General features: G+C 28.3%; 24 protein-coding genes and 1 pseudogene. 4 read left to right on the plus strand and 21 right to left on the minus strand.

Annotated features, from left to right (window positions below):
• Positions 1-149: 149 nt before the first annotated feature.
• The gene (locus ACQZHJ_RS10760; protein WP_430485553.1) at positions 150-785 is read right to left on the minus strand and encodes a hypothetical protein; all 636 of its coding nucleotides are present in this window, start codon (positions 783-785) and stop codon (positions 150-152) included.
• A gap of 215 nt (positions 786-1,000) precedes the next feature.
• On the opposite strand from ACQZHJ_RS10760, the gene ACQZHJ_RS10765 reads away from it, so the two are divergent.
• Positions 1,001-2,653, plus strand: a complete 1,653-nt coding sequence (locus ACQZHJ_RS10765; protein WP_430485554.1) for a SulP family inorganic anion transporter — start codon at positions 1,001-1,003, stop codon at positions 2,651-2,653.
• 108 nt (positions 2,654-2,761) lie between these two features.
• Here the strand turns inward: ACQZHJ_RS10765 and ACQZHJ_RS10770 are convergent, their stop codons facing one another.
• From ACQZHJ_RS10770 to ACQZHJ_RS10820, 11 genes are all read right to left on the minus strand, one after another.
• On the minus strand, positions 2,762-2,914 hold the full coding sequence (locus ACQZHJ_RS10770; RefSeq protein ID WP_430485555.1) for a hypothetical protein: 153 nt from the start codon (positions 2,912-2,914) through the stop codon (positions 2,762-2,764).
• An 81-nt stretch (positions 2,915-2,995) separates the two neighbouring features.
• On the minus strand, positions 2,996-3,961 hold the full coding sequence (locus tag ACQZHJ_RS10775; protein ID WP_430485556.1) for a carbohydrate kinase family protein: 966 nt from the start codon (positions 3,959-3,961) through the stop codon (positions 2,996-2,998).
• Between the two features lie 36 nt (positions 3,962-3,997).
• Complete coding sequence (locus ACQZHJ_RS10780; RefSeq protein ID WP_430485557.1) at positions 3,998-4,192, minus strand: DUF4250 domain-containing protein; 195 nt, start codon at positions 4,190-4,192, stop codon at positions 3,998-4,000.
• A gap of 257 nt (positions 4,193-4,449) precedes the next feature.
• The gene (locus ACQZHJ_RS10785) at positions 4,450-5,772 is read right to left on the minus strand and encodes an MATE family efflux transporter (protein ID WP_430485558.1); all 1,323 of its coding nucleotides are present in this window, start codon (positions 5,770-5,772) and stop codon (positions 4,450-4,452) included.
• A gap of 13 nt (positions 5,773-5,785) precedes the next feature.
• Positions 5,786-6,475: an ABC transporter ATP-binding protein gene (locus tag ACQZHJ_RS10790; RefSeq protein ID WP_430485559.1), complete on the minus strand. Its 690-nt coding sequence runs from the start codon at positions 6,473-6,475 to the stop codon at positions 5,786-5,788.
• 1 nt (position 6,476) lies between these two features.
• Positions 6,477-7,232 (minus strand): ABC transporter permease, encoded by a 756-nt coding sequence (locus ACQZHJ_RS10795; RefSeq protein WP_430485560.1) that lies wholly within the window; start codon positions 7,230-7,232, stop codon positions 6,477-6,479.
• Positions 7,207-8,208, minus strand: coding sequence for an ABC transporter substrate-binding protein (locus ACQZHJ_RS10800; RefSeq protein ID WP_430485561.1), 1,002 nt, complete (start codon positions 8,206-8,208; stop codon positions 7,207-7,209). Before ACQZHJ_RS10800 ends, ACQZHJ_RS10795 begins: the two co-directional genes overlap by 26 nt.
• A gap of 248 nt (positions 8,209-8,456) precedes the next feature.
• Positions 8,457-8,642 (minus strand): hypothetical protein, encoded by a 186-nt coding sequence (locus tag ACQZHJ_RS10805; protein ID WP_430485562.1) that lies wholly within the window; start codon positions 8,640-8,642, stop codon positions 8,457-8,459.
• 77 nt (positions 8,643-8,719) lie between these two features.
• A complete protein-coding gene (locus ACQZHJ_RS10810) occupies positions 8,720-8,917 on the minus strand; it encodes a hypothetical protein (protein WP_430485563.1) in 198 nt (65 codons plus the stop codon).
• Positions 8,918-9,124: 207 nt separating this feature from the next.
• Positions 9,125-9,982 carry a hypothetical protein gene (locus ACQZHJ_RS10815; protein WP_430485564.1) on the minus strand — a complete coding sequence of 286 codons (858 nt, stop codon included), beginning with the start codon at positions 9,980-9,982 and terminating at the stop codon, positions 9,125-9,127.
• Between the two features lie 125 nt (positions 9,983-10,107).
• Positions 10,108-10,884 carry a sulfite exporter TauE/SafE family protein gene (locus ACQZHJ_RS10820; protein ID WP_430485565.1) on the minus strand — a complete coding sequence of 259 codons (777 nt, stop codon included), beginning with the start codon at positions 10,882-10,884 and terminating at the stop codon, positions 10,108-10,110.
• Positions 10,885-11,027: 143 nt separating this feature from the next.
• Here ACQZHJ_RS10820 and ACQZHJ_RS10825 point away from each other — a divergent pair, with 143 nt between their 5' ends.
• Positions 11,028-11,447 (plus strand): hypothetical protein, encoded by a 420-nt coding sequence (locus tag ACQZHJ_RS10825; protein ID WP_430485566.1) that lies wholly within the window; start codon positions 11,028-11,030, stop codon positions 11,445-11,447.
• Between the two features lie 53 nt (positions 11,448-11,500).
• On the opposite strand, the gene ACQZHJ_RS10830 is transcribed toward ACQZHJ_RS10825, so the two are convergent.
• From ACQZHJ_RS10830 to ACQZHJ_RS10840, 3 genes and pseudogenes are all read right to left on the minus strand, one after another.
• Positions 11,501-12,001 carry a DedA family protein gene (locus tag ACQZHJ_RS10830; protein WP_430485567.1) on the minus strand — a complete coding sequence of 167 codons (501 nt, stop codon included), beginning with the start codon at positions 11,999-12,001 and terminating at the stop codon, positions 11,501-11,503.
• Positions 12,002-12,074: 73 nt separating this feature from the next.
• Positions 12,075-12,572, minus strand: a complete 498-nt coding sequence (locus ACQZHJ_RS10835) for a DedA family protein (protein ID WP_430485568.1) — start codon at positions 12,570-12,572, stop codon at positions 12,075-12,077.
• A gap of 378 nt (positions 12,573-12,950) precedes the next feature.
• Positions 12,951-13,814, minus strand: a pseudogene (locus ACQZHJ_RS10840) (tRNA 2-thiocytidine biosynthesis TtcA family protein); the annotation flags it as partial.
• Positions 13,815-14,009: 195 nt separating this feature from the next.
• Between ACQZHJ_RS10840 and ACQZHJ_RS10845 the strand changes: the two are divergent.
• Both ACQZHJ_RS10845 and ACQZHJ_RS10850 read left to right on the plus strand, forming a co-directional pair.
• Positions 14,010-14,279, plus strand: coding sequence for an ACT domain-containing protein (locus ACQZHJ_RS10845; RefSeq protein ID WP_430485569.1), 270 nt, complete (start codon positions 14,010-14,012; stop codon positions 14,277-14,279).
• A gap of 17 nt (positions 14,280-14,296) precedes the next feature.
• Entirely contained in the window at positions 14,297-15,649 is a 1,353-nt protein-coding gene (locus ACQZHJ_RS10850) for a PFL family protein (protein WP_430485570.1), read from the plus strand.
• 187 nt (positions 15,650-15,836) lie between these two features.
• Here ACQZHJ_RS10850 and ACQZHJ_RS10855 read toward each other — a convergent pair whose 3' ends face one another.
• The 6 genes from ACQZHJ_RS10855 to ACQZHJ_RS10880 form a co-directional block, all read right to left on the minus strand.
• Positions 15,837-16,340 (minus strand): QueT transporter family protein, encoded by a 504-nt coding sequence (locus ACQZHJ_RS10855; protein ID WP_430485571.1) that lies wholly within the window; start codon positions 16,338-16,340, stop codon positions 15,837-15,839.
• A 356-nt stretch (positions 16,341-16,696) separates the two neighbouring features.
• Complete coding sequence (locus ACQZHJ_RS10860; RefSeq protein ID WP_430485572.1) at positions 16,697-17,569, minus strand: ComEC/Rec2 family competence protein; 873 nt, start codon at positions 17,567-17,569, stop codon at positions 16,697-16,699.
• Positions 17,570-17,852: 283 nt separating this feature from the next.
• Positions 17,853-19,166, minus strand: coding sequence for a GHKL domain-containing protein (locus ACQZHJ_RS10865; RefSeq protein ID WP_430485573.1), 1,314 nt, complete (start codon positions 19,164-19,166; stop codon positions 17,853-17,855).
• Complete coding sequence (locus tag ACQZHJ_RS10870) at positions 19,160-19,870, minus strand: LytR/AlgR family response regulator transcription factor (RefSeq protein WP_430485574.1); 711 nt, start codon at positions 19,868-19,870, stop codon at positions 19,160-19,162. The genes ACQZHJ_RS10865 and ACQZHJ_RS10870 overlap by 7 nt, the downstream gene beginning before the upstream one ends.
• 145 nt (positions 19,871-20,015) lie before the next feature.
• Positions 20,016-21,047: an N-acetylmuramoyl-L-alanine amidase gene (locus ACQZHJ_RS10875; RefSeq protein WP_430485575.1), complete on the minus strand. Its 1,032-nt coding sequence runs from the start codon at positions 21,045-21,047 to the stop codon at positions 20,016-20,018.
• A 290-nt stretch (positions 21,048-21,337) separates the two neighbouring features.
• Positions 21,338-22,351: a 3D domain-containing protein gene (locus ACQZHJ_RS10880; RefSeq protein WP_430485576.1), complete on the minus strand. Its 1,014-nt coding sequence runs from the start codon at positions 22,349-22,351 to the stop codon at positions 21,338-21,340.
• Positions 22,352-22,713 lie beyond the last annotated feature (362 nt).

The raw sequence follows: 22,713 nt of genomic DNA on the forward strand, positions 1-22,713 counted from the left end.
TTATATAATTATAATATGTAGTCTAAAGATAAAGTGCCATACTTATAATAATTTTGAAATTTATTTTGTAATATAAAAGTAGTGATTACTTTATATACAAATAATCACTACTAAAAAAACGCAATTTAAAATATTATTTATTTATACAATTACCCCTTCAAAATTGCCTTTTCACCATTTTCATACACTTCAAAAGTAAAGTTAGGATTTAGTTCTCTAATAAATGTTTCTGTCCATGCATCTCTTAATTCATGGAATACAGAAACATCGCCTTGAACATCATCCCAAAATCTTTTGTGTAAATCTGTAGTCATTTCCCAAGACACTTTTTCACTTGAATTCTCTAAAAGCTTATTAACTCTATCACAAGGCATACCGTCTAATATATAATTATTTAATGCAGTGTATATATCTTGTGCATTCATTTCTTTTTCTAATTCCTTACACTCCTCAGCATTTGAAATTCCATTATCTTTATATAACTCTATTAATTCACTCTTTACATTTTTATTTTCTTTAAGCATTGATGTTATATAATAAGCGCCTCTACCTTCTGCAGCATTTATTCTAGCCTCTAACCAACCATGAATATTTCCTTCATCTATTAAAGCATCTAATGGTTTATTAGGAGTTTTTTCACCAAATCTTTCACTAGCATATTCTACCCAATTATCTACTGGCATATCATGTTTTTTAGCAATTTCTAATGTTTCTCCCTCTAAGTTTTCAAACCATCTTATTTTATCAAACAACCAAAAATGTATTTTTCCTAAAAATAAACTCATACTTTCACCTCAAATCAAATTATGTTTTAATTATATGTTATATTATTTTAGTATTCCGTAACATAGGTTACTTATATAAATTATTTTGTAAACTTTCTGTAAACCCATAGTATTACCTTATTAATAACGTTTAAAATCGTTTTACGAAATTGTAAAACATTTCATTAAGTAATATAATAGAAGTCGACTGTTTTTAAAGGAGTTGATATATTTCAATGTACAAACCAAAGTTACTTTCTTTATTAGGTGATAAAGAAAATGGATTATCAAAAGAACAATTTTTTAAAGATCTAATTGCGGGTATAATAGTTGCTATTATAGCCTTACCACTATCAATTGCATTAGGTATTTCTTCTGGTGTATCTCCAGAAAAAGGTCTTATTACAGCAATTATAGCTGGTTTCATAATTTCATTACTAGGTGGAAGTAGAGTTCAGATTGGTGGACCTACTGGAGCATTCGTTGTTATAGTCTTTGGCATTATCCAAGACCATGGTATAGACGGGCTAATAATCGCCACATTTATGGCTGGTATTATTCTTATTTTATTTGGAATTTTAAAATTTGGTAGTTTAATAAAATACATACCTTACCCTATAACTGTAGGATTTACATCTGGTATAGCAGTAACACTTTTTTCTACACAGGTTAAGGATTTCTTAGGACTTCAAATGGCTCAAACTCCATCTGAATTCGTACCAAAGTGGGAAGCATATATTTCTCACATGAATACTACTAATTATTATACTTTAGCTATTGGAATTTTGGCTTTAGCAATACTTATTTTCTGGCCAAATTTCTGCAAGAAAATACCTGGTTCACTAATAGCTTTAATAGTTACTACTCTTGTAGTTTACTTCTTTAATCTACCAGTAGCTACTATAGGTAGCCAATTTGGTAAAATAAGTTCAGCTATTCCAATGCCACATATTCCAGCTTTAAATCTTGGAACATTTAAGGCATTAATTGGACCAGCATTTACTATTGCACTTTTAGGCGGAATAGAATCATTATTATCAGCTGTTGTTTCTGATGGTATGATAGGAGACAAGCATAATTCAAATGCTGAACTTATAGCTCAAGGTTTTGCTAACATAGGTTCTTCTTTATTTGGAGGAATCCCTGCAACTGGTGCTATAGCTAGAACAGCAGCTAACGTAAAAAATGGTGGTAGAACACCTATAGCTGGTATTGTTCACTCTATTACATTATTACTTATAATGCTTGTGTTTATGCCACTTGCTAAATTTATACCATTAACTACTCTTGCAGCAATCTTAATGGTTGTTTCATATAATATGAGTGAATGGAGAAGTTTTAAAGCTATATTAAAAGCTCCTAAGAGTGATATAACAATCTTATTAACTACTTTCTTCTTAACTGTATTCTTCGATTTAGTAATAGCTATTGGAATTGGTATGTTAGTTTCTATGTGTCTATTCATGAGAAGAGTTGCTACTTCAATAGAAGTTAATGAATTTAGTGAAGATGACTGTTCAGACAGAGTTGATACCGATATGGAAAACCTAAAAGTTGGTGAAAATGTATTAGTCTATGACATAAGAGGACACTTATTCTTCGGTGCTGTTGATTCATTTATGAATACAATGAAAGAAATTGACAGAGAAGCACAAGTTCTTGTTTTAAGAATGAGACATACTAAAACACTTGATGTAACTGGATATAAACAAATTAAAAATATAGCTTTAAGTTGTAAAGCACATAATATAAAGCTAATATTATCTGAAGTTCAAGAACAACCTAAAAAGGTTATGAGACTTATGGGATTCATAAACAAGCTAGGTGAAGATCACTTTGCTAGTACATTTAATGAAGCACTAGTTAAGGCAAACTCACTTGTTAAATAAAATATTATTAAATTAATATATAAAAGGCTCTGTTTAAAGGCAACTTTTACTTAAAACAGAACTAAATAAAAAAACACCAGATTATCTGGTGTTTTTTTTATTTATGGATTAAAGCTCTAAATTTTGATTTTCTAAATCTGCTTCTAACTTTTCCATTTCTTTTTTATTCTTTTGATTTTTGTCATATAGTAAAGATGCCACAAAGGCACTTCCAGCTACAGCTAACAAAGCAAGTTTTCCTTTTTTAATTTTTTTACCCATAATCTCACCTCATCATATCAATAATGTTTATGTAAATTCTCTACCTAAAAATATAGTCAAAAATAAATAGTTTTATTCAAACTATTTATTCAAATCATACTTTTCTTCTTTCCAAGTAGTTTTTTCTAATTTAGCTAAAACAGTTTCTAATGCCATATCTGGGTGAATAGTCTCTTCATGAGCTATGGTTATATTTGACATAGTTATTGCAAACTTAACTGTTTCTTCAATAGATAAGTTATTCATATATCCATGTCCTAATCCTGCTACGAATGAATCTCCTGCACCAGTAACATTCTTAACCTCAACCTCTGTTGCCTTTATTTTACCACAACTAATTCCATCATTATAGAAGATACCGTCAGCATCTAAGCTTATGAATACTTTCTTTATTCCTAAACCTAAGAAATAGTTACTTGCTTTTATTAAATCCTCTGTATCTGTTATAGGGAAACCTGCTAGTATTTCTGCTTCGTGTCTATTTGGCTTTATAGTATGAAAATCCTTTATTAAATGTTTTACCCAACTAGCTTTTTCTGCTGAAACTGGATCTAATATAAAGTTTGTTTTATCTTTAAAGTTTGTTAATAGGTACTCCATTATTTCTGGATTATCTGAATCCAATACTGTGTACTCTGCATTTTCAAAGATTTCTTTTTTAGAATCTATAAATTCAGTGTTCATAGCTCCTATACTCTTCATATCTGCTATGGCAGAAACCATTTCTCCATTCTCATCTAGTATAGCTAAATATGTAGGTGTTGTTCCACCTTCTATAACCATCGAATCTTCCATGTAGTATCCTATTCTCTTTGAGTGTTCTAATATGCTTTTACCATGCTCATCATCACCTAATATTGACATGAAGTTTGTATTAACTCCTACTCTAGCCATATTTTCAGCTATGTTTCTACAAACACCTCCAAAAGATATTTTTACATGTCCTGGTGTTGAGTTATATGGTCTGTATGATGCCTTACTAAATCCAAATACATCTACTACTGAAGCTCCAAATACCAATAAATATGGTTCTTTTCTTAAGTTCATTTAATTAATCCTCCCTATTTTAAAAAACATAAATTATTATTCAGCAACAAACTGATTAGTTGAACTATTATATATATATCCACAGTCTTTTAGTCTTTGTACAATAATTTCTTTATCAACTGATAAATCATCACACATAGAATCTAAATTACTATAATAATCTCTTAATTTTAAATTCACAATGCTAAGAAGCATGTATGGATCCATTCCCTTATAATTTCCAATGTCCATTATAAAAATCTCTCCTTTAAATAAAGCTTTAATATTATTATATACAACTTATTTGAGTTCTACAATTTTTTATTTAATTTATTGTCACATTTTAATAAAATCGCATACTATGTTATTAGGTTAATTATAAGTCAATACCTCACTTATAAGAACTTAACCTCTATTTACAAAATCACTATAACTTTTACTACATTAGTTTTATTTCTTTGCATTTACAGTAAAAACCGTTGAATTTCAACGGTTTTTATTAATTTAATCTATTTTCTTTTTACTCTAAACTCAAATAAAATAAATAATAAAAGTGTTGCAAATTCTGCACAAGGAATAGTTAACCATACACCATCTATTCCTAAAAACCTTGGTAATGTGCTTATGAATAATATTATGAAAATTAACCCTCTTGCACTTGATAACAATGAAGATTCCTTTGATTTCTCTACAGCCTGTAAATAAGCTACATTAACCATATTTACTCCATTAAATAAGAAAGCTATAAAATACAGATAAATTCCTTTTACTGTAATCTCTAAAAGTTTTCCTCTATCACTAGTGAATATTCCTATCATTTGATCTGGGAATAGGAATCCTAATCCTAGGAAAATCACTCCTAATATAAATGCAATTCTTCTTGTCAATCTCAAAAACTCTTTTACCCTATCATCTTTTCCTGCACCATAATTAACACTTATAAGTGGCTGTACTCCTTGCGAAACCCCATTAAATACAGCTATAAATATAAGAACTATATTAGTTATTATGCCATATGCTGAAACTCCTAAATCACCTTCAAACTTGAATATAACAATATTAAATATAAATATTACAAATCCTGCTGAAAGTTCAGTTAAAAAACTAGGAACTCCATTTTTTAAAACTCTACCTATATTTTCTAAATTTATTCCGCCTATCTCTAAGTGCATAGAGTTATTTTTTCTTATAAAATGTATTGATAAAACCCCAAGTGCCATTAACTGACCAATAGATGTTGCTAAAGCAGCTCCAAACATTCCCCAATTAAAAATATAAATAAATACGTAATCTAAAACTATATTCGTAGTATTAGATGCTATTACAGCATACATAGCAAGCTTTGGTTCTCTATCATTTCTAACGAACACTATAAAAGCCGATGCAAATATAAAGGCCGAGTTGAAACTTAATATTACTTTAAGATAATCTCTTGCCAGAGGGAAAGTTGCTTCTGATGCTCCTAGCATATAGACTATTTTGTCTAAGAAAAATAATTCTAATAAATTTATTATTATACAAAATACTATTCCTGCGAAAATTGCTGAAGTAAATATCCTATTGACCTTATGAAACTTTTTCTGCCCCATAGCAATGGACAAGGTTGTGGCTCCACCAACACCTATTGCTAAACCTATGGCATTATATAGATTATAAGTAGGTAATGCTATGTTTAATGCTGCTAGACCTAGGTCTCCAAGTTTATGCCCTATAAACATAGTGTCAAACAAGATACATACTGAGAGCCCTAACATACCTGTTACAGAAGGTATCATATACTTTCTAAGCAACGCACTTTCTTTATCATGCAGTAAATCCAAATCTTTACTCAAAGTACCCTCTCCTTTAATCTTTATTCTTCAAAATACATAATATTTTTTCTCCTATGCTTTTTTCATCTAACTTCTTTATATCCTTAAAACTCTCTAACACATTAACTGGTCTATCTCCTAAAATAAATAGATTATCCCCTAAACTTATAGCCTCTTTTATGTCATGAGTAACAATAATTGTAGTTGCTTTCTTCTTTACTTGAACTTCCTTAAATACTTCTATGACTGATTCCTTACTCTTTTCATCTAAAGATTTAAAAGGTTCATCCATTAAAAGCAATCTATCTTCATAAAGCAATGCTCTTGCTATATTAACCCTTTGTCTCATTCCTCCACTTAATTCTTTTGGAAAGCTCTTTATATTTTTAATAAGTCCCATTCTTTCAAGTATCTTCTTTATTTTCTTATCCCTAATCTCTTTATTGTATATTTTTCTTAAAGGTATCTCCATATTTTCATAAACATTCTTCCATTCAATAAGTCTATCCTCTTGAAATACATATGATATTCTTGATTCTATGCCAAATACCTTTCCATAATCAAAGTCTTCAAGTCCACTTATTATATTTAATAATGTAGTTTTTCCACAGCCAGATTCTCCTAATATACAATTTATTTTTCCATCTTCAAACTCAATGGAGAAGTCTTTGTATAATCTATTTCCCCTAAAACTTTTTTCTATTTTTTCTAACTTTATTCCCATATTACCTCATCCACTTAAATATCCTATTATTAATAGTTTTTTGTATTAAAGAAAAAATTATTCCTATTATAATTACTATGATTATCCATGAAAAAACTAAATTTGTATTAAGATAATTCTTTTCAACAAACAATGCTGTACCTATACCAAAGTTAGGTTGTCCTATCACTTCCCCTCCTACAACTAATTTCATTGTAAGAGAAAATGTAGATGATAAAATCCTGCATATAGCAAAATTTATACTTGGAAAATATATATCCTTTACTAAATCCCAAGTTCCTATTCTATATATCTTCGCCATTTCCAAAACCTTACTATCTATATTTAAAATTGCACCTATTATTGCATCATAAAATATAGGAAAGCTCATAACAAATCCAACTAATATAGGCGCACTTCCCTGACTTAACCATATTAAGGCTAGTATTATAAAGCCAATAGTAGGCAAAGATCTCATTATATTTAATATAGGAATCATAAAATTATAAATATATTTGTTTAAAGTGCTGGCAACACCTAATATAAACGCTAAAATTAGAGCTAAAAAGAAACTAACTCCAGTCCTTCCTAAAGTATATCCAACTATTTTAAAGAAATTCTCTGATTTTATTATTTCCACTAACCCTTTAAAAGTTAAATAGGGAGAAGGTAAAATTACCTCGCTCCCTATAATCATACTAGCTATTTGCCATATAATAAAAAGCATTATTGAAGATAATAAAATTAGTTTCTTATTCTTGTAAGAAAATCTCTTCATTAACCTTCTTGCCTCCTATAGCCTTAGGCTCTAAACTGTAAATCTTGTTGTAGTATCCAATGTAAATACTTTCACTATCAAGTGCACTAACATAACCTAAGTTAGCTCTTTCTAGCGATTTTTCTATTATATCTTTTTTACCTGTTATGCCAACTTCTTCAGCATAAGCTCCTGCCTCTTCTTTATTGTCATTAGCCCATTTAGTACTTATATTAATTTCATTTAATATTTTTTTAACATCATCGAAATTATTGTTTACTAATTCATCCTTAACTATAACGCTTGACTGTGGATATCCCATATTAGTATCATTAATGCCTTTCCACAAATCATTTAAAGACGCTACTATTTTAGTATCTGGCTTTTTGCTCATTATCTGAGTTAACATTGGCTCTGGTACAACTGCATACTTAGCTTTTCCTTCTATGAATAAAGGTGCTAATTCTGAGGCTGCATTAACATAACTTAAAGTTAAATCTTTTTCTGGATTTATACCTGCATTTTCAAGAAGAATTTTAAATATTAAATCTGGAGTTAACCCTTGACCTACATTATATACATCCTTCCCTTTCAAATCCTCTAAAGTATTAACAGCATCATCACTTGATATCACATAAAGAGAACCAAAACCTACAGTTCCTGCAAGCTTGTATCCTACATCTTTATTATAAGCAATCGCTGCTACATTGGATGGTACGATAAAAATATCTCCATCCCCTTTTAACACCTTAGAAACTAATGCATCTGAACCCTTTATTATTGAATAATTTATTTCTAAATTTTTGCTTATCTCTGGTTTTTCTTTAATCATTTTTACAATACTTATAGCCGGTAACCCATCTGGTACAACTATATTAACAGTAGTTTTTTCTGTAGGTGTAGATTCTTCTGTTTTAGAAGATTTACATCCCATGAAAAAGAATGTTGAAAAGATAACCATTGATAGCAGTGCTATAAATTTATTTAACTTTCTCAACCCTATACCTCCATGTAATAAATTTTCCATGTTTTATTTTGCCACTTATTTACCCCTTTTTCAATATCTATTTATTCTTTTCTTTACCTTGAATTTCAGGTACTGGTGGCTCAATATTTTTCTTAGGAGTTTTGAATCTCTTAGAATTCCAAGATGATTGTTGATTTTGCTTAGCCATAAAATTCACCTCCTCATTTAAGTCAATTTTATTTTATGAGGAAATAACTATTTTATTCATATAAGAAAATCTATTTTTTCTCTTGAATTCTTTTTATTAAATCAGCTTGTACAAGCTCTGATTTTGAAAAACCTTTTCTAAAGTATCTTATTTGCTTGTATTTTACTCCATTCATTTCAAAATCCAATACATCTATTCTATCTCCACTATAAACAAAAGGATCTCTTTTTCCTTTAACATATATTGAAAGTTCCATTTTTTGCTACTCCTCTCCACTATTTATAATGTTATATATTTTCTTATTATAGCATATATTTCTTATTTATGAACACTTTATTCATAAACACTTACACCTGTAGCACTAAATATAATCTCACTTTCAACACCTAATTCTAAAAGTTTCTTAGCTATTATTTTTCTTTCATCTTCTCTAATTAAACTTTCATTATCCCTTTTGGTTGAATTATTGTCGCCTTCAACATTTAACATATGCTGCCAAGTTTTAAACATACTATTGTCAAATTTACTCATAATAAATACCTCCAATACTTCTTATACTAAAATTATTTACTATTATTCTAATATAAATTCAAGGAATTTGTTTATTATTTTTTTAAATTTCTCTATTTTAAACAAGGCTATATTTTAAAGCAATATTTATTAAAACGTATAAAAATTAAAGCTTATAGCTTACTCTTAAATTTATAAGATTAAGCTATAAGCTTTATATAGAATATATTAGCCCTCTGCATTTTGAAGTTCATATATCTCTTCAATAGTAATTCCTAACTTTTCAGATATTAACTCTGCTGATAATATACCAACAAGATTTTTAGCAATTCTCAACTGCTCTTCTTTCTTAGCATGCTTTACAGCTAATTCTCTTTCTTCTTTATATAATCTATCTATTTTTGTCATCTCTAACAACTCCTTAAGTTCTTTTGCTTGTTCTTCATCAATAAACTTATCAGTAGCCTCTATAATACCATTTAGAACTATAGCTTCATCTCTTTCTACTTTTATTGATTTCGCAAGTTGTACACTTTCTCTTATCATATTTAAGTTTTCATCTTCCTTTTTCATAATTGGAAGCATAGTAAACTTTATTTTATCTGCTTGGCTTAAATCTCCTTCAAGAACCTTAGCCTTAAGATCTCTAAGAACTTTTTCTGCGTTTAATTCTGACATGAATATACTTTCTGAACAAATAAGTATATCTCCAAAGCTTAAAGTATTCCTTGCTTCTTTAACTATAGAATTGTAGACTATCGCCATTCTAACCTTCGGAAAACTTCCTCTATGTTTATAATATCTTTTTATAACTTTAACGGCTACTTCTAAGTAAATAAACATATTTTCATCTATATTTTTATTATCTTCATATCCAAATAATAGTATGGATCCATCTTCTAATATAAATATTTCATTAGGTCCACCATTTATCACATCACTTTCAAAGAAGTTTCTTGGTAGCCTGTCCATTATTTTAGGCATATCATTAACACCTAAAACTTCTAATGGTCTCCCTTTATATAATTGCCCCATTAATTTATATAATATATCTTTCGCTCCATAACTTATGTTCATTCTTCCCATACTTTACATCACCTTCACTTCGTCAGAGAATATCTTCTTTTGTTCATATTATATCATATTTTGACAATATATATTTCATATGTGTGTCAAAAGATAAAAAACTTATCTATAATTTTATAAATGGTTTATAGTACTGTAATTATATTATATATATTTAGTGCTATAATCATAGCAACTACTGTATTAAAGACCTTTATTATAACTTCATTGCTAAATTTCCTATTAAACTTAGAGCCTATTAATCCTCCTAAAATACCACCAATAACCATATACCCTAACATCGACAAATCATATGAAGCAAAACCACTTCCTAAAGCAACAGATAGAATTTTTGATCCTTGTGAAAATAAAATTATTATGACAGAATCTCTAGCAGCATTTTTTGCTTCCATAGAAAAGAAGATTGTTAGAAAAGCAACATTAATAGGTCCTCCACCTATCCCTAAAAAAGCCGCAATAAATCCAAGTATAAGTCCAAGTATTATGCTAAATAGAAAATTATCAACATTATAACTCTTAAATCTCCCTTTATTGTTCATATATATGTATACAAAAGTTAAAAGCAAAGCTAATATTGAACTTTGTACAACAGAAACTATATTAGAGGAAACATTATTCAAAACTACCGTTAACCAATATTGCCCTATTAGTCCCCCTAAAACCGAACCAATTGCTAAGGCTCCTGTATTCTTTATATCAATTTTACTCTTATACATTATTTGCTTAATTATTGATACAAATGCCATTGAAAAAACAGTAAAAGATGATAATAATCCTATAGTTGATATATTGTAATCACCTAGGAAATCTAAAACTGGTTTTATAATAACTCCTCCACCCAATCCAGCCATAGAACCTGCTATGGTTGATAATAGTGCTACTCCAAAATAAATTATAAACATATATCCCCCTTAAAATACCTCCTAGTTTTTATTCCAATATATTACATTAAATTATTTTTAACAACACCTTTTATTAATTGTTTACACAAGTTTATTTATGTAGTAGTCTTAAATTATAAATATATGGCTAAGGAGTTTTAATTATGGAAACACTTAATGATTTATTAGGAATTGATTTAAAAAAGGCAAAAATATTTGATATAAATGAAGAACATTTAATACTTTTAAAAACAGAGGATTTCTATACTCAAAATAATTTTTATTTTTATCTTTACAATAAACTTATTTCTCTCGATTCATCTAAGAGTAAAGAATTTGCTTATTGTAATTATCTTATTTCATACTATTTATTTATAGTAATGACACCACTTAACTACGAAGAAATATCATTTTTTCATGCAAAAAAAGCTTTTGACATTGATAACTCAGTAAAATACATGGAATGGCTACTTTTATTTGGAACTTTAGAAAAGCCCTTATTAACTTATGAAATTTGTTCTAATCTAGCTAGAAACATAAAAAAACATAACCCTAATTCAACACTTGCTCAATTCTTTGAATAAAGAAAAAGCTGTATAAAAAGAACTTGCAAAATTCCTTTTATACAGCTTTTTTTCTATTTAAATAATATATCGCCAAAGAAATATCCAGAAAAAATAAAACATAAATTCCATAAAAATATACCCGGAGTAGAATATATTATAAACTTAAAGAAATTCATTCTTACAGCTCCTGCTATTATTGAAACAATGGTTCTTAAAACAGGTAATAATCTACATAAGAAAACACCAAATACTCCTCTTTCATTTAATATTTCTCTAGTCTTGTCTACTGTTGTACTTGTCTTAGGAAATTTACTTTCTAACTTATCTAAAACTAATGCTCCTCCATAATATCCTATAAAGTATAAAACTATACTACCTAAAACTCCAGCTACTACAGAAATAAATACTATTAATATTAAACTTTCATTATTTTTAGATGCTAATAGTCCTGCAGCTGGCATTATGATTCCAGCTGGTAATCCTGGTAAATTTAAATATTCTAAAAATACTATTATAAATAACAAGGTTAATCCATATGTTGCAAAATAATTTAAAACAGCATCAATACTCATAAAAAAACTCTTATTCTCCTCTCAAGCTAGCCATATTATAGATTTCTTATTGTTGTAACATTATAATTTAATTTTAAAGTTTTAAATTTCCGCCAAAAAAGTATCCTACTACAATACCAGTAAAATTCCAACAAAAAATTCCTGGTATAGAGAAAATCATAAACTTCATAAAATTAACTTTTACACTTCCACAAAGTAATGACACATAAGTTCTTACAACAGGAATCATTCTACATACAAATATTCCTATTAAACTATGATCCTGTAATATTTTTTGGGTTTTTTCCATAGCTTCCTCCAGTTTTGGATGTTTAATCTTAAGTTTATCTAAAACTTTAGTGCCAACAAAATATCCTACTGAATACAATATTACACTTCCTACTATACCAGCAACAAGTGATATTAACATGACCTCAAAAAGTCCATCATGCGCTTGTCCAGCTACAATTCCGGCAGCTGGCATAACTATTCCTGTTGGAATTGCAGGTATACAATATTCCCCTACAACAACTAAAAACAATACTATAAAACCATATGTATGTATATAACCTAAAATATCTTGCATGGTCATAATATCCACCATTCTTTCTTTAATATTATTATTAACTTTTGTATAAAATATTATATCATATATTTTATTAATAAAAATTTTGTGTTAGTATTTAAATTTATATAAAAACATAAAAAAAGTTGCATTTTTAGAAATACAACTTTTAAAACTTTTGATTTTCTTTATAAGTTCTAGATTCTAATTAAATACAACTCTCTTTATAATCTAATTTTCTATTTGCATAGCCTTTATCTCTTTTAATGAAAGGCCTGTTTTTTCAGCTATTACTTCATCATCTAGAAGACCTATAAGATTTCTAGCTATATTTTGTCTTTCATAAGCTACAGCTTCATTAACTAAGCCTTCTTGCTTTAAATCTGCAGTTGATTTTAATAATGAATCTTCATCATAAAAATCTAAATATGAATAGTGCTTTTCGTCAATATCCCATCCTAATATAGAATCTACACTTACATTTTGCGCAGCTCTAAATATTGATTTATCAACACCGTCGAATTTCTCTTTAAATTCTTCTATCATATCTTTAATCTCAAAACGCTTATTACCTATTTTCTTTGCAGCGACCATACAAGCGCAGTTTAGAGGCCAAATACCTGCTCTTTGTATCCATCTCTTTATGTATTTTTCTTCAATGTAATATAGAGGTCTTATAAGCTCTATACCTTCAAAATTTGCTGCTTTAAGTTTAGGAAGCATTGTTTTAAAGTTACCTGCATATAAAACATTAAGCATTGTTGTTTCAATAACATCATTAAAATGATGTCCTAAAGCAAGTTTATTACATCCAAGTTCTTTAGCTTTTCCGTATAATGATCCTCTTCTCATTCTGGCGCACATATAGCATGGGTAATCCTTAGCTATCTTATCTACAACCTGGAATATTCCTGAATCATATATATGTACTGGTATGTCTAGATACTTACAATTGTCCTCAAGTAACTCTCTTATTTGAGGATGATATCCTGGATCCATTGCTAAAAAAACAAGTTCAAAATTTATTTGACCATGCTTTTTAAGTTCTTGGAAAAGCTTCGCCATTATTAATGAATCTTTTCCTCCAGAAATAGCTATTGCTATCTTATCTCCTTCTTCAACTAATTTATAATCCTTTATAGCTTTTATAAATTTTGACCATACCTTTTTTCTATATGTCTTAACTAAACTTCTCTCAATTTCAGCTAAAGGTCTTCTCTCATTAAATGGTACTAAAATCTCGCATCCTTCTCCTGCTACACCACTCATTTAAATCACCTCACAATTAAAACTCTTTTGTTATTATAACAATTTTATTTCTTTTTGTCTTTAATAAATAATTTCAATCTTATAAAAATCTATTTTTATCAATAAATAAAAACATTTTTGTTAAATTTTAACTCGTAATAGATTATAATAAGTATAAAATATATTCTAAAATTTTAATTTATGGAGGTTTTTATTATGAAAGCTGTTATAACTGTAGTCGGAAAAGATAAAGTTGGAATAATTCATGGTGTTTCTGGTATTTTACAAGATAATAATGTAAATATACTTGATATAAGTCAAACAATCATGGATGGTTATTTCACAATGATTATGCTAACTGATGTGTCAAATTCAAAAAAAGATATTGCATCTTTAAAAGAGGTTTTTAAGAAATTTTCTGAAGCTAATTCTTTAGATGTTTCTGTTCAACATGAAGATGTTTTTAAATCAATGCATAGAATTTAAATTTAGGAGATATGGGTATGTTAAGAGATAATGAAATTTTAGAAACTGTCAGCATGATAAAAGAACAAAACTTAGATGTTAGAACCATAACTTTAGGACTTTCTCTAATGGATTGCTCTTCATCTGACATAAAAATACTTAGTAATAATATATATGATAAAATTACTAAAACCGCTGAAAATTTAGTTAAAACTGGTGAAAGCATTGAAAAAAGATTTGGTATACCAATAATAAACAAGAGAATTTCTGTTACCCCGATATCTATAGTTGGTGCTTCTGCTAAGTGTGATTCATATGTAAAAATTGCCAAAGCCATGGATAGAGCTGCAAAGGAAGTTGGGGTTAACTTCATAGGTGGTTTCTCTGCTCTAGTACATAAAGGATTTACAGATAGTGATTTAAAACTTATAAACTCTCTTCCAGAAGCATTGGCTTCTACTGATATTGTTTGTTCTTCTGTTAATGTTGGCTCAACAAGATATGGAATCAATATGGATGCTGTAAAGCTTATGGGAGAAAGAATTAAAGATATAGCTAACATAACTCCTGATGGCTTTGGTTGTGCTAAGCTCGTAGTATTTTGTAATGCTGTAGAAGATAATCCATTTATGGCTGGCGCTTTTCATGGGGTTGGAGAAGCTGAAAAAGTCATAAATGTAGGTGTTAGCGGACCTGGAGTTGTAAAAAAAGCTTTAGAAGAAGTTAAAGGAAAAAGCTTTGAAGAAGTTGCCGAAACTATAAAGAAAACCTCATTCAAAGTAACTAGAATGGGTCAACTAGTTGCCAAAGAAGCTTCAAAGATATTAGATATACCATTTGGAATAGTAGACCTTTCACTTGCTCCTACTCCAGCTGTAGGTGATTCAGTAGGAAGAGTTTTAGAAGAAATAGGTCTTTCAAACTGTGGAACTCATGGAACTACAGCTGCCTTAGCCCTATTAAACGATGCAGTAAAAAAAGGTGGATTAATGGCTTCTTCCTATGTAGGAGGACTTAGCGGAGCTTTTATACCAGTATCTGAAGATGAGTGTATGATAGAACAAGCAAAAAATGGATTCCTAACTCTTGAAAAATTAGAAGCTATGACATGTGTTTGTTCAGTAGGATTAGATATGATAGCTATTCCTGGTAAAACATCAGCTTCTACCATTTCTGGAATAATAGCTGATGAAGCTGCTATAGGAATGATAAACAATAAGACTACAGCTGTTAGAATAATACCTGTTCCTGGTAAAGATGTTGGTGATATGGTTGAGTTTGGTGGACTTCTTGGATCAGCTCCTATAATGTCAACTTCTCTTGGAAACTGTGATCTTTTTGTAGAGCGTGGTGGAAGAATCCCCGCACCACTTCACTCATTAAAAAATTAAAAGATTAAATATTATGTTTAAGTCTGCATTTTGCTAAAAAGCTTTATATTTTTAATCTCTATTATAAAACAACTTATAATAAAAGTTAATAAAAAGAAGACTTTAGTTTAAAATTCTAAACTAAGGTCTTCTTTTTTAATTCACATATTTAAATTCTTTCTAAAATAACTCAATTCCTATTTACTTATTATCTAAGTATTAAACTTAATTTATCTTCATACTTTTTACCTATAAATTTAAATAAAGGAACCCCAACTATAGTTATAACTACAAACTCTCCTAGCGCAACTTGTCCCATAGTTAAAACTAGAGGCAATCCATATAAAAAATTAAGCATCCATCCAATTATAAGTCCATTAAATATTGTAGGCCATATTGAAGCTATCCATAAAGCTTTATTACCTTTTACATACTTTCCTGTTAAATATATTGCCCATACACTTATAAATGTTGCAAATGTTCCTAAAACAACATCTATTGTTCCATTAGGTCCTAGTATATTAGCAATAAAACAGCCTAATGTTAATCCAACTATGTATTCTGATTTATAAAAAGCTAATAACACCATTATTTCTGCTACTCTAAATTGAACTCCAGAATAACTTATAGGTGCTAGACCTAATGTTAATGCAGCGTATAAAGCGGCTATTAATGCTGATATCACTAAATTCTTAATCTTTTTATCTGTCATAATATCCTCCTAAAAATCAGTTCCTATGGAATACTCCTAACTATGATGCTTTAAGAAGATAAATACATAGCTAATCTTTTGAAAATTAAAATAAATCTGACAAAATATCATAATCAAATTAACCTTCTATTTAAAGAAGCTATATTAATAAATATGCTAAAAATAAATAAAACCGTAGAAAATTCTACGGTTTAAAGCATACAAACTAAAATTATATAAATACTTATATAATTACACTTAAAACACCGTAGTTTTATTTAAAGACAGGAGGCTTCCGAACTGTCTATATCTTATTTTCTAGGTAATTATATAATATATATTTCAAAAAATCAACACACCCAATTTAGTTTTTAATTCTATTTTTCAGTATGTAATTTAACATTTAATTTTTGCCCATTAGATGTTATTGTTATATCTCCATCTCTGAATGTCTCATAAACTTTAACATTAGCTTGCTTAAGCTTATCCATAGTTTCCTTATGTGGATGTCCATATTTATTATTTTTCCCACATGAAACTATTGCAATGCTTGGATCGACAGCTTTTAAGAATGGTTCACTTGTTGATGAATGAGAACCATGATGTCCTAACTTTAAAACATCAGCCTTTAAATCCTTGTGCTCTTTTAAGGCTTCCTTTTCAGAAATTTCTTCAGCATCTCCTGTAAACATGAAGGCATTCTCTCCATAAGTAATTTTCATTATAGGTGAATAATTATTTAAATCATCATAACTTGTTTTAGTTGGTGTATATACCTCAACATCAGTATTTACCCCTAAATCAATATCAGTTCCTTCTTTTATTTGCTTAAGCTTTAATCCTTCATTTTTAACAGCTTTAAGCATGTTTTCATATGTTTTTGTAGTATGAGCAACCTTTGGTGCATAAAAAGATTTAACATCAAAATTTTCTAATACCTCATCCATACCACCAATATGATCCTCATGAGGATGTGTAGCAATGGCTATATCAATAGTTTTTATTCCTCTATCTTTTAAGTCTTTAACTAGTTCATCTGCTCCTGCATTAGTTCCTGCATCTATAAGCATATTTTTACCATTGACTTGTATTAACTCACTATCTCCTTGTCCAACATTTAAATATGTAACATTCATTTCTCCTTTAACGGTTTCACCTGCTAAATTTTCCTTACTTGAAGCTCCACTGGCAGAACATCCTACTAAACTTATTACTGTAACTAAACTTAATATAGTTAAAATCTTTTTCAACTTTTATCCCTCACTTCTAAATTTATTCAATAAAGCATAATAATTGTACACATTTTTAAATTTATATAATTTTTGTACACAATATATACTTTTCATTAATATTTAATAATTATTATATAATACAATTTAAATTTTAAAAAGTTATTATTATATTTTGTAGAATATCCCCTTCTAAATTTAATAAAAATATAATATAATTAAGCTATAGTCAAACATAAATATATAAATAAAAAGAAGCTTAGAAATATTCTATTTCTAAGCTTCTTTGTCTTTTAACCTAACTTTACTTTATAGGTATTAATATCTTTAAGGTGAATTTATCATTACTTGTTTCTACAATCATTTCTCCATCATATTTTTCTACAGCTGATCTAATATTCTTAAGACCAATTCCATGCAAGAATTTATCCCTTTTATCAGTTAAAAACTCTCCATTTAAATACTTTATTTTATTTACCCTTGAATTTTCTAATTTTATTATATAAAAATTTTTCACATAAGTACCCTTAAGAGAAATAAATTTTCTTTTTTCTTTATCAACTTTCTTACAGGCCTCTATGGCATTGTCAAGACTATTAGAAAATATTGTACATATATCAAAATATTCTATAAATTCAATTTTTGAAAAATCCATAATAACTTGAAAATCTATATTATTCTTTATACTAAGCTCTCTCTTATTATTCAATATTACATCTAAAACCTCGTTTCCAGTATTAAATCCAATATTAAGCTTATCTATCTCTTTATTTATACTATTTAAATATTCTTTTCTTACTCCATATTCACTATTAGTTGATTCTTCTATACATACAATATGATTTTTCATATCATGATAAAGTCTTTTAACTCTCTCCTGACTAACTTGTAAATCTGAATAATATTTATAATCCATCTCAAGTTTATTTTTTATAAACTCATTTTCAAGTTTCAACTTATTATTCTTTATTATTTTACTAACTATAAACATAAGCGACATATTAGATAATAAAAGCATTATTGAAACGAAAAATATAGAAACATTATTCTCTATACCTCCCCTATAATCACTAAATGCATATCCAAAAATAACAAGAATCATTATTATATTTGTTACAACGGGAGTAATCATATATATAAACTCCCCTTTTCCAATATCTATATGTAGTTTTAAGCACTTAACAACAATAATAAGAGAAATTAAAATAACTTTAGACAAAATTATAGTTTCTAATCTATACATATTTTGATTCAAAAGCTCAGATACACTACTTAATCCATTAATCTTAACTACAAAACTTATAGATAATGCTTCTATGGTAAGCATGAAAAGCCAAAACATCAGTGAAATCATAATACATTTTATGTTATTGCATTTAAAATTAAACTTATAAAAAATCAATCCAATTATAAAGCAAATTACTATTCTTTCATTTGGAGTAACATTTAATCCCTTTAATATAATAGATACTATTATTAATAGTAAGAACGAGCTTAAAATTGTAGCTTTATCATTTTTCTTTTCACTAAATTCATCTATAATAATATAAAAACTAAGCCACTCTATTAAAAGTGATATATTCTCTAAGCCATCCCAAAACACATTGCTTGCTAGCATATCATATCACCTAAAACACTTGTTAATTTTAATTTTAAATTTTTCATTCTATGCTTACTAACAGGCAAAGTATATTTATCTATAGTTAAAGAGTCTTTTTGTAGCTCTTCAATCTTTGATAAATTTACTATATAACTTGTATGACATCTGAAAAAACCTAAATTCACAAGTTCTTTTTCTAACTTATTCATACTTGCCTTCACTGTATGTTCTTCTGTATCTGTATGGATTATGACTTTTCTATCAAAAGTCTCAAGAAAAACTATGTCCTCAGTTCTCAATTTCAAAACATTACCCTTATCTTTTATTGTTATGTATGTATCTCTCTTCTCTAAAACACTATCAGTACAAGCAATAACTTGTTCCCTCAAATCTTCAAAATTCACAGGTTTTATTAAATATCTAAATGCTCTAACTTCATAGCCTTTTTGTACATAATCCCATAAAGCAGTTATAAATATTATTTCAACTTTATTATCATATTCCCTAACTTTTCTTGCCGTTTCCATTCCAGTTAGCTCACCCATCTGTATATCTAAAAATAGCATGTCCAACTTATCTGGATAATCTTTTAGTAGATCTTCCCCAGTTTCAAAAGTAATAATATTGTGTTCCAATCCTAATTCACTTAATATTTTCCCTATATTTTCTTTTAACTCTTTTCTCTGTAAGGAATTATCTTCACATAATGCAACATTAAACATGTATAATAATCTCCTTTAATTAATTATTTACTGTATGTAATTTTATCATATTTATAGTATTTTATCATATTTTATTTTGAAAATTAAAATAAATATTAGATAATAATTGTAAGATTCAGAGATTTACTCTCTGAATCTTTAATAATTAATCTAATTTAATATATTTAGCAGTAAACCAAGCAGTTTTATATCCTGACCCCGCAAAATAAGTTGCTAAGGCATATCCGCCCTCAATCTTATGAACATAAAGCCTTTCATTATTATTAGCATAACCCATTCTTTTAGAATCTGGAGAAGGAGTGTATCTTGCATCCAATTCAGTTACTACATTTATAACTCTAGCATTTGTATCAATGTTTAAATATTTCTGATTAGAGTTTACCCAAACCTTAGAAGATTCAAGATTTTCAGTATCTTTCCAATAAGTTACTGGAATATAATCTCTTTCATCACAAATTTCCGGTAAAATCTTTATTCTTTCTCCTTCATAAATTTCACCTAAATCCTTATAATTATTACTTGGTTTATCCCTTGGATCTAAAGCAACTAATGCTTTAGCATTTGTAATTTTTAAAAACTCATCTTTTTCACCACTAACTTCAGGCTTTTCTGTAGGTGGTATATATTCTCCATTGTCATTACTTATATCTTTATTTGCTATTCCCTCAGCTATTAGTTTCCCTATAAAATCTGGCCCTTTTTCTCTATAGATTCTAACGTCCTCAGTAGCCTCACAGAAACATACTTCAACAATGACAGCTGGCATAGATGTCTTTCTTAATTCATATAAACTAGAATTGACCTTAACACCTCTATTCTTAAGTCCTGTTCCCTCTGCAACTTTATCGACTATTCTTCTTGCATATTTTTCTGCATCCCCCCCTAGTCCAACAATCCATGTCCCTGTACCTAATGCTCCATTATAAGTGCTATATGCTTTATCGAAATGTATTGAAATAAATAAATCAACATTATTTTCTTCAGCCTTTTGTACACCTAAATATAAATCAGTATTAACATCACAATTTCCTGGAGTTACATCTATAACAGTATGACCAGCATTTTGTAAATATTTTATAACAGCCTTATATACATTTCTATTTTCAACTGTTTCATCAATTATTCCAATAGCTCCTTTAGCTTGAAAGTTATGACCACCTCTTATAGCTATTTTCATAAAAATTACCTCCTAAAAATATTTATAATTTTTTCCTCACTATATAAATATTTTTTTAGAGGAGTTTCAGTTCCCAATTATCAAAAATTCTTTTTATTATATCAATTTTCTATATTTTTTTCTCTTTTCTCTATTATTAACTCAATATTTTTCATAACCAACCAAAATACATAATATAAAATTTATTATTATTTCTAAAATAGAATCTTTATGATGCAAATTATATATTTTTAAAATCATTTTATTACAATAAAAGGACAGGCTTCATAGAGCCTGTCCTTTTATCGTAGTTAATTTAATATATAAATATCTAAATTTCTTAATCCCCAGTTTGATACTTCTTCTTCTGTATCAAAATAAAGATCTATTTTATTTCCTTTGATAGCACCACCTGTATCAGCTGCTATTGCATATCCGTATCCATCTACATATAGCTTAGTTCCTAAAGGTATTACATTAGGATCAACAGCTATTGTACTGTATCCATTAGGATTTCTTACAACATGCATACCAGAAGCTGTATAAGATTGTGATGAACCTTTTTCATGAGTATATGCTGTTGATTTAACTGTTAATTTCTTCTTAAAGTTAATATTTTCCCCACCTCTGCTTAAGCTTTGGTATTCTTGAGTTCCTTTAAGAACTTCTTTATTAACTGGTTCCTTAACAACTAACTCTTGTACAACATTATTACTTACTTCTTTTCCATTTTCATAAACAAGTTCACGAGTTACTTCTTTCTCACCGTCTTGTCCTGATTTTAATACCTCTGTGTATGTTTGTGGCTTAGAGTTATCTTTCTTAACCTCAGTAGTATATTCTATAGGTTGTACTTCTTTTACCTTCTTAACATCAACCTTTACTAATTCAACATCCATACCAGACTTTAGCTTTTCATCTCTTCCTGGCAATATCTTATCATTATCATCAAAAGCTATTCCTTCTGATTTTAGCATATTCTCTACATTATCTTCCGCACTGACAATCTCTTTTTCTCCATCAGCTGTCTTCACCTTTAAATTGACAGCCTTATTTATAGTGATTGTCTCATTTTTTGATATTTTACTTCCTAATGAAGGTATTACTTTGTCTTTAGGTGCTACTGTTATTCCATTATCGTGTAAAGCCCCTTGTACTGTTCCTTTGTAGGTAACAATCTCCGTTTTCTCTCCATTAACTACTACGTTAAGAGTTTTTCTCATTGAAAACATTACTATTCCTCCAGCTAATACCAACCCAGTTAGTCCTATAGCTAAAGTTTTATTTCTATTTTCCTTTGAAAACAACTTTTTAATATTTACCATATTATCTCCTCCTTCTGGCAAGTAAAAGTTATACGCTTCCATGCGAAAGTTTTACGCTTTTTCTGTATGTCAGAAGGGATTTTACACTTTATTAAGTAAAATACCTTTTTAATTGTAACTTATTTGTAATAATTAATCAAACTCACTATTTAAGCACTATTTCTGCTATTTCTATAAATTCATAGCTTAATAAAGCAAAAAAACAATATAATACCATAAATACTCACCTATCCTTCTTGCTACTCTTAAATACGCATATATTTATGCTATTTATAAAAAATTCTGATAATTCATTATTTTCTAACTTTTATATTTTGACAAAACTTCCTTTAATATTATTAAAATAAAAAGAAAAAAGCTAG

Origin of the sequence: Clostridium sp. B9, from assembly GCF_050509515.1 — a bacterium.
Lineage (GTDB): Bacteria > Bacillota > Clostridia > Clostridiales > Clostridiaceae > Sarcina.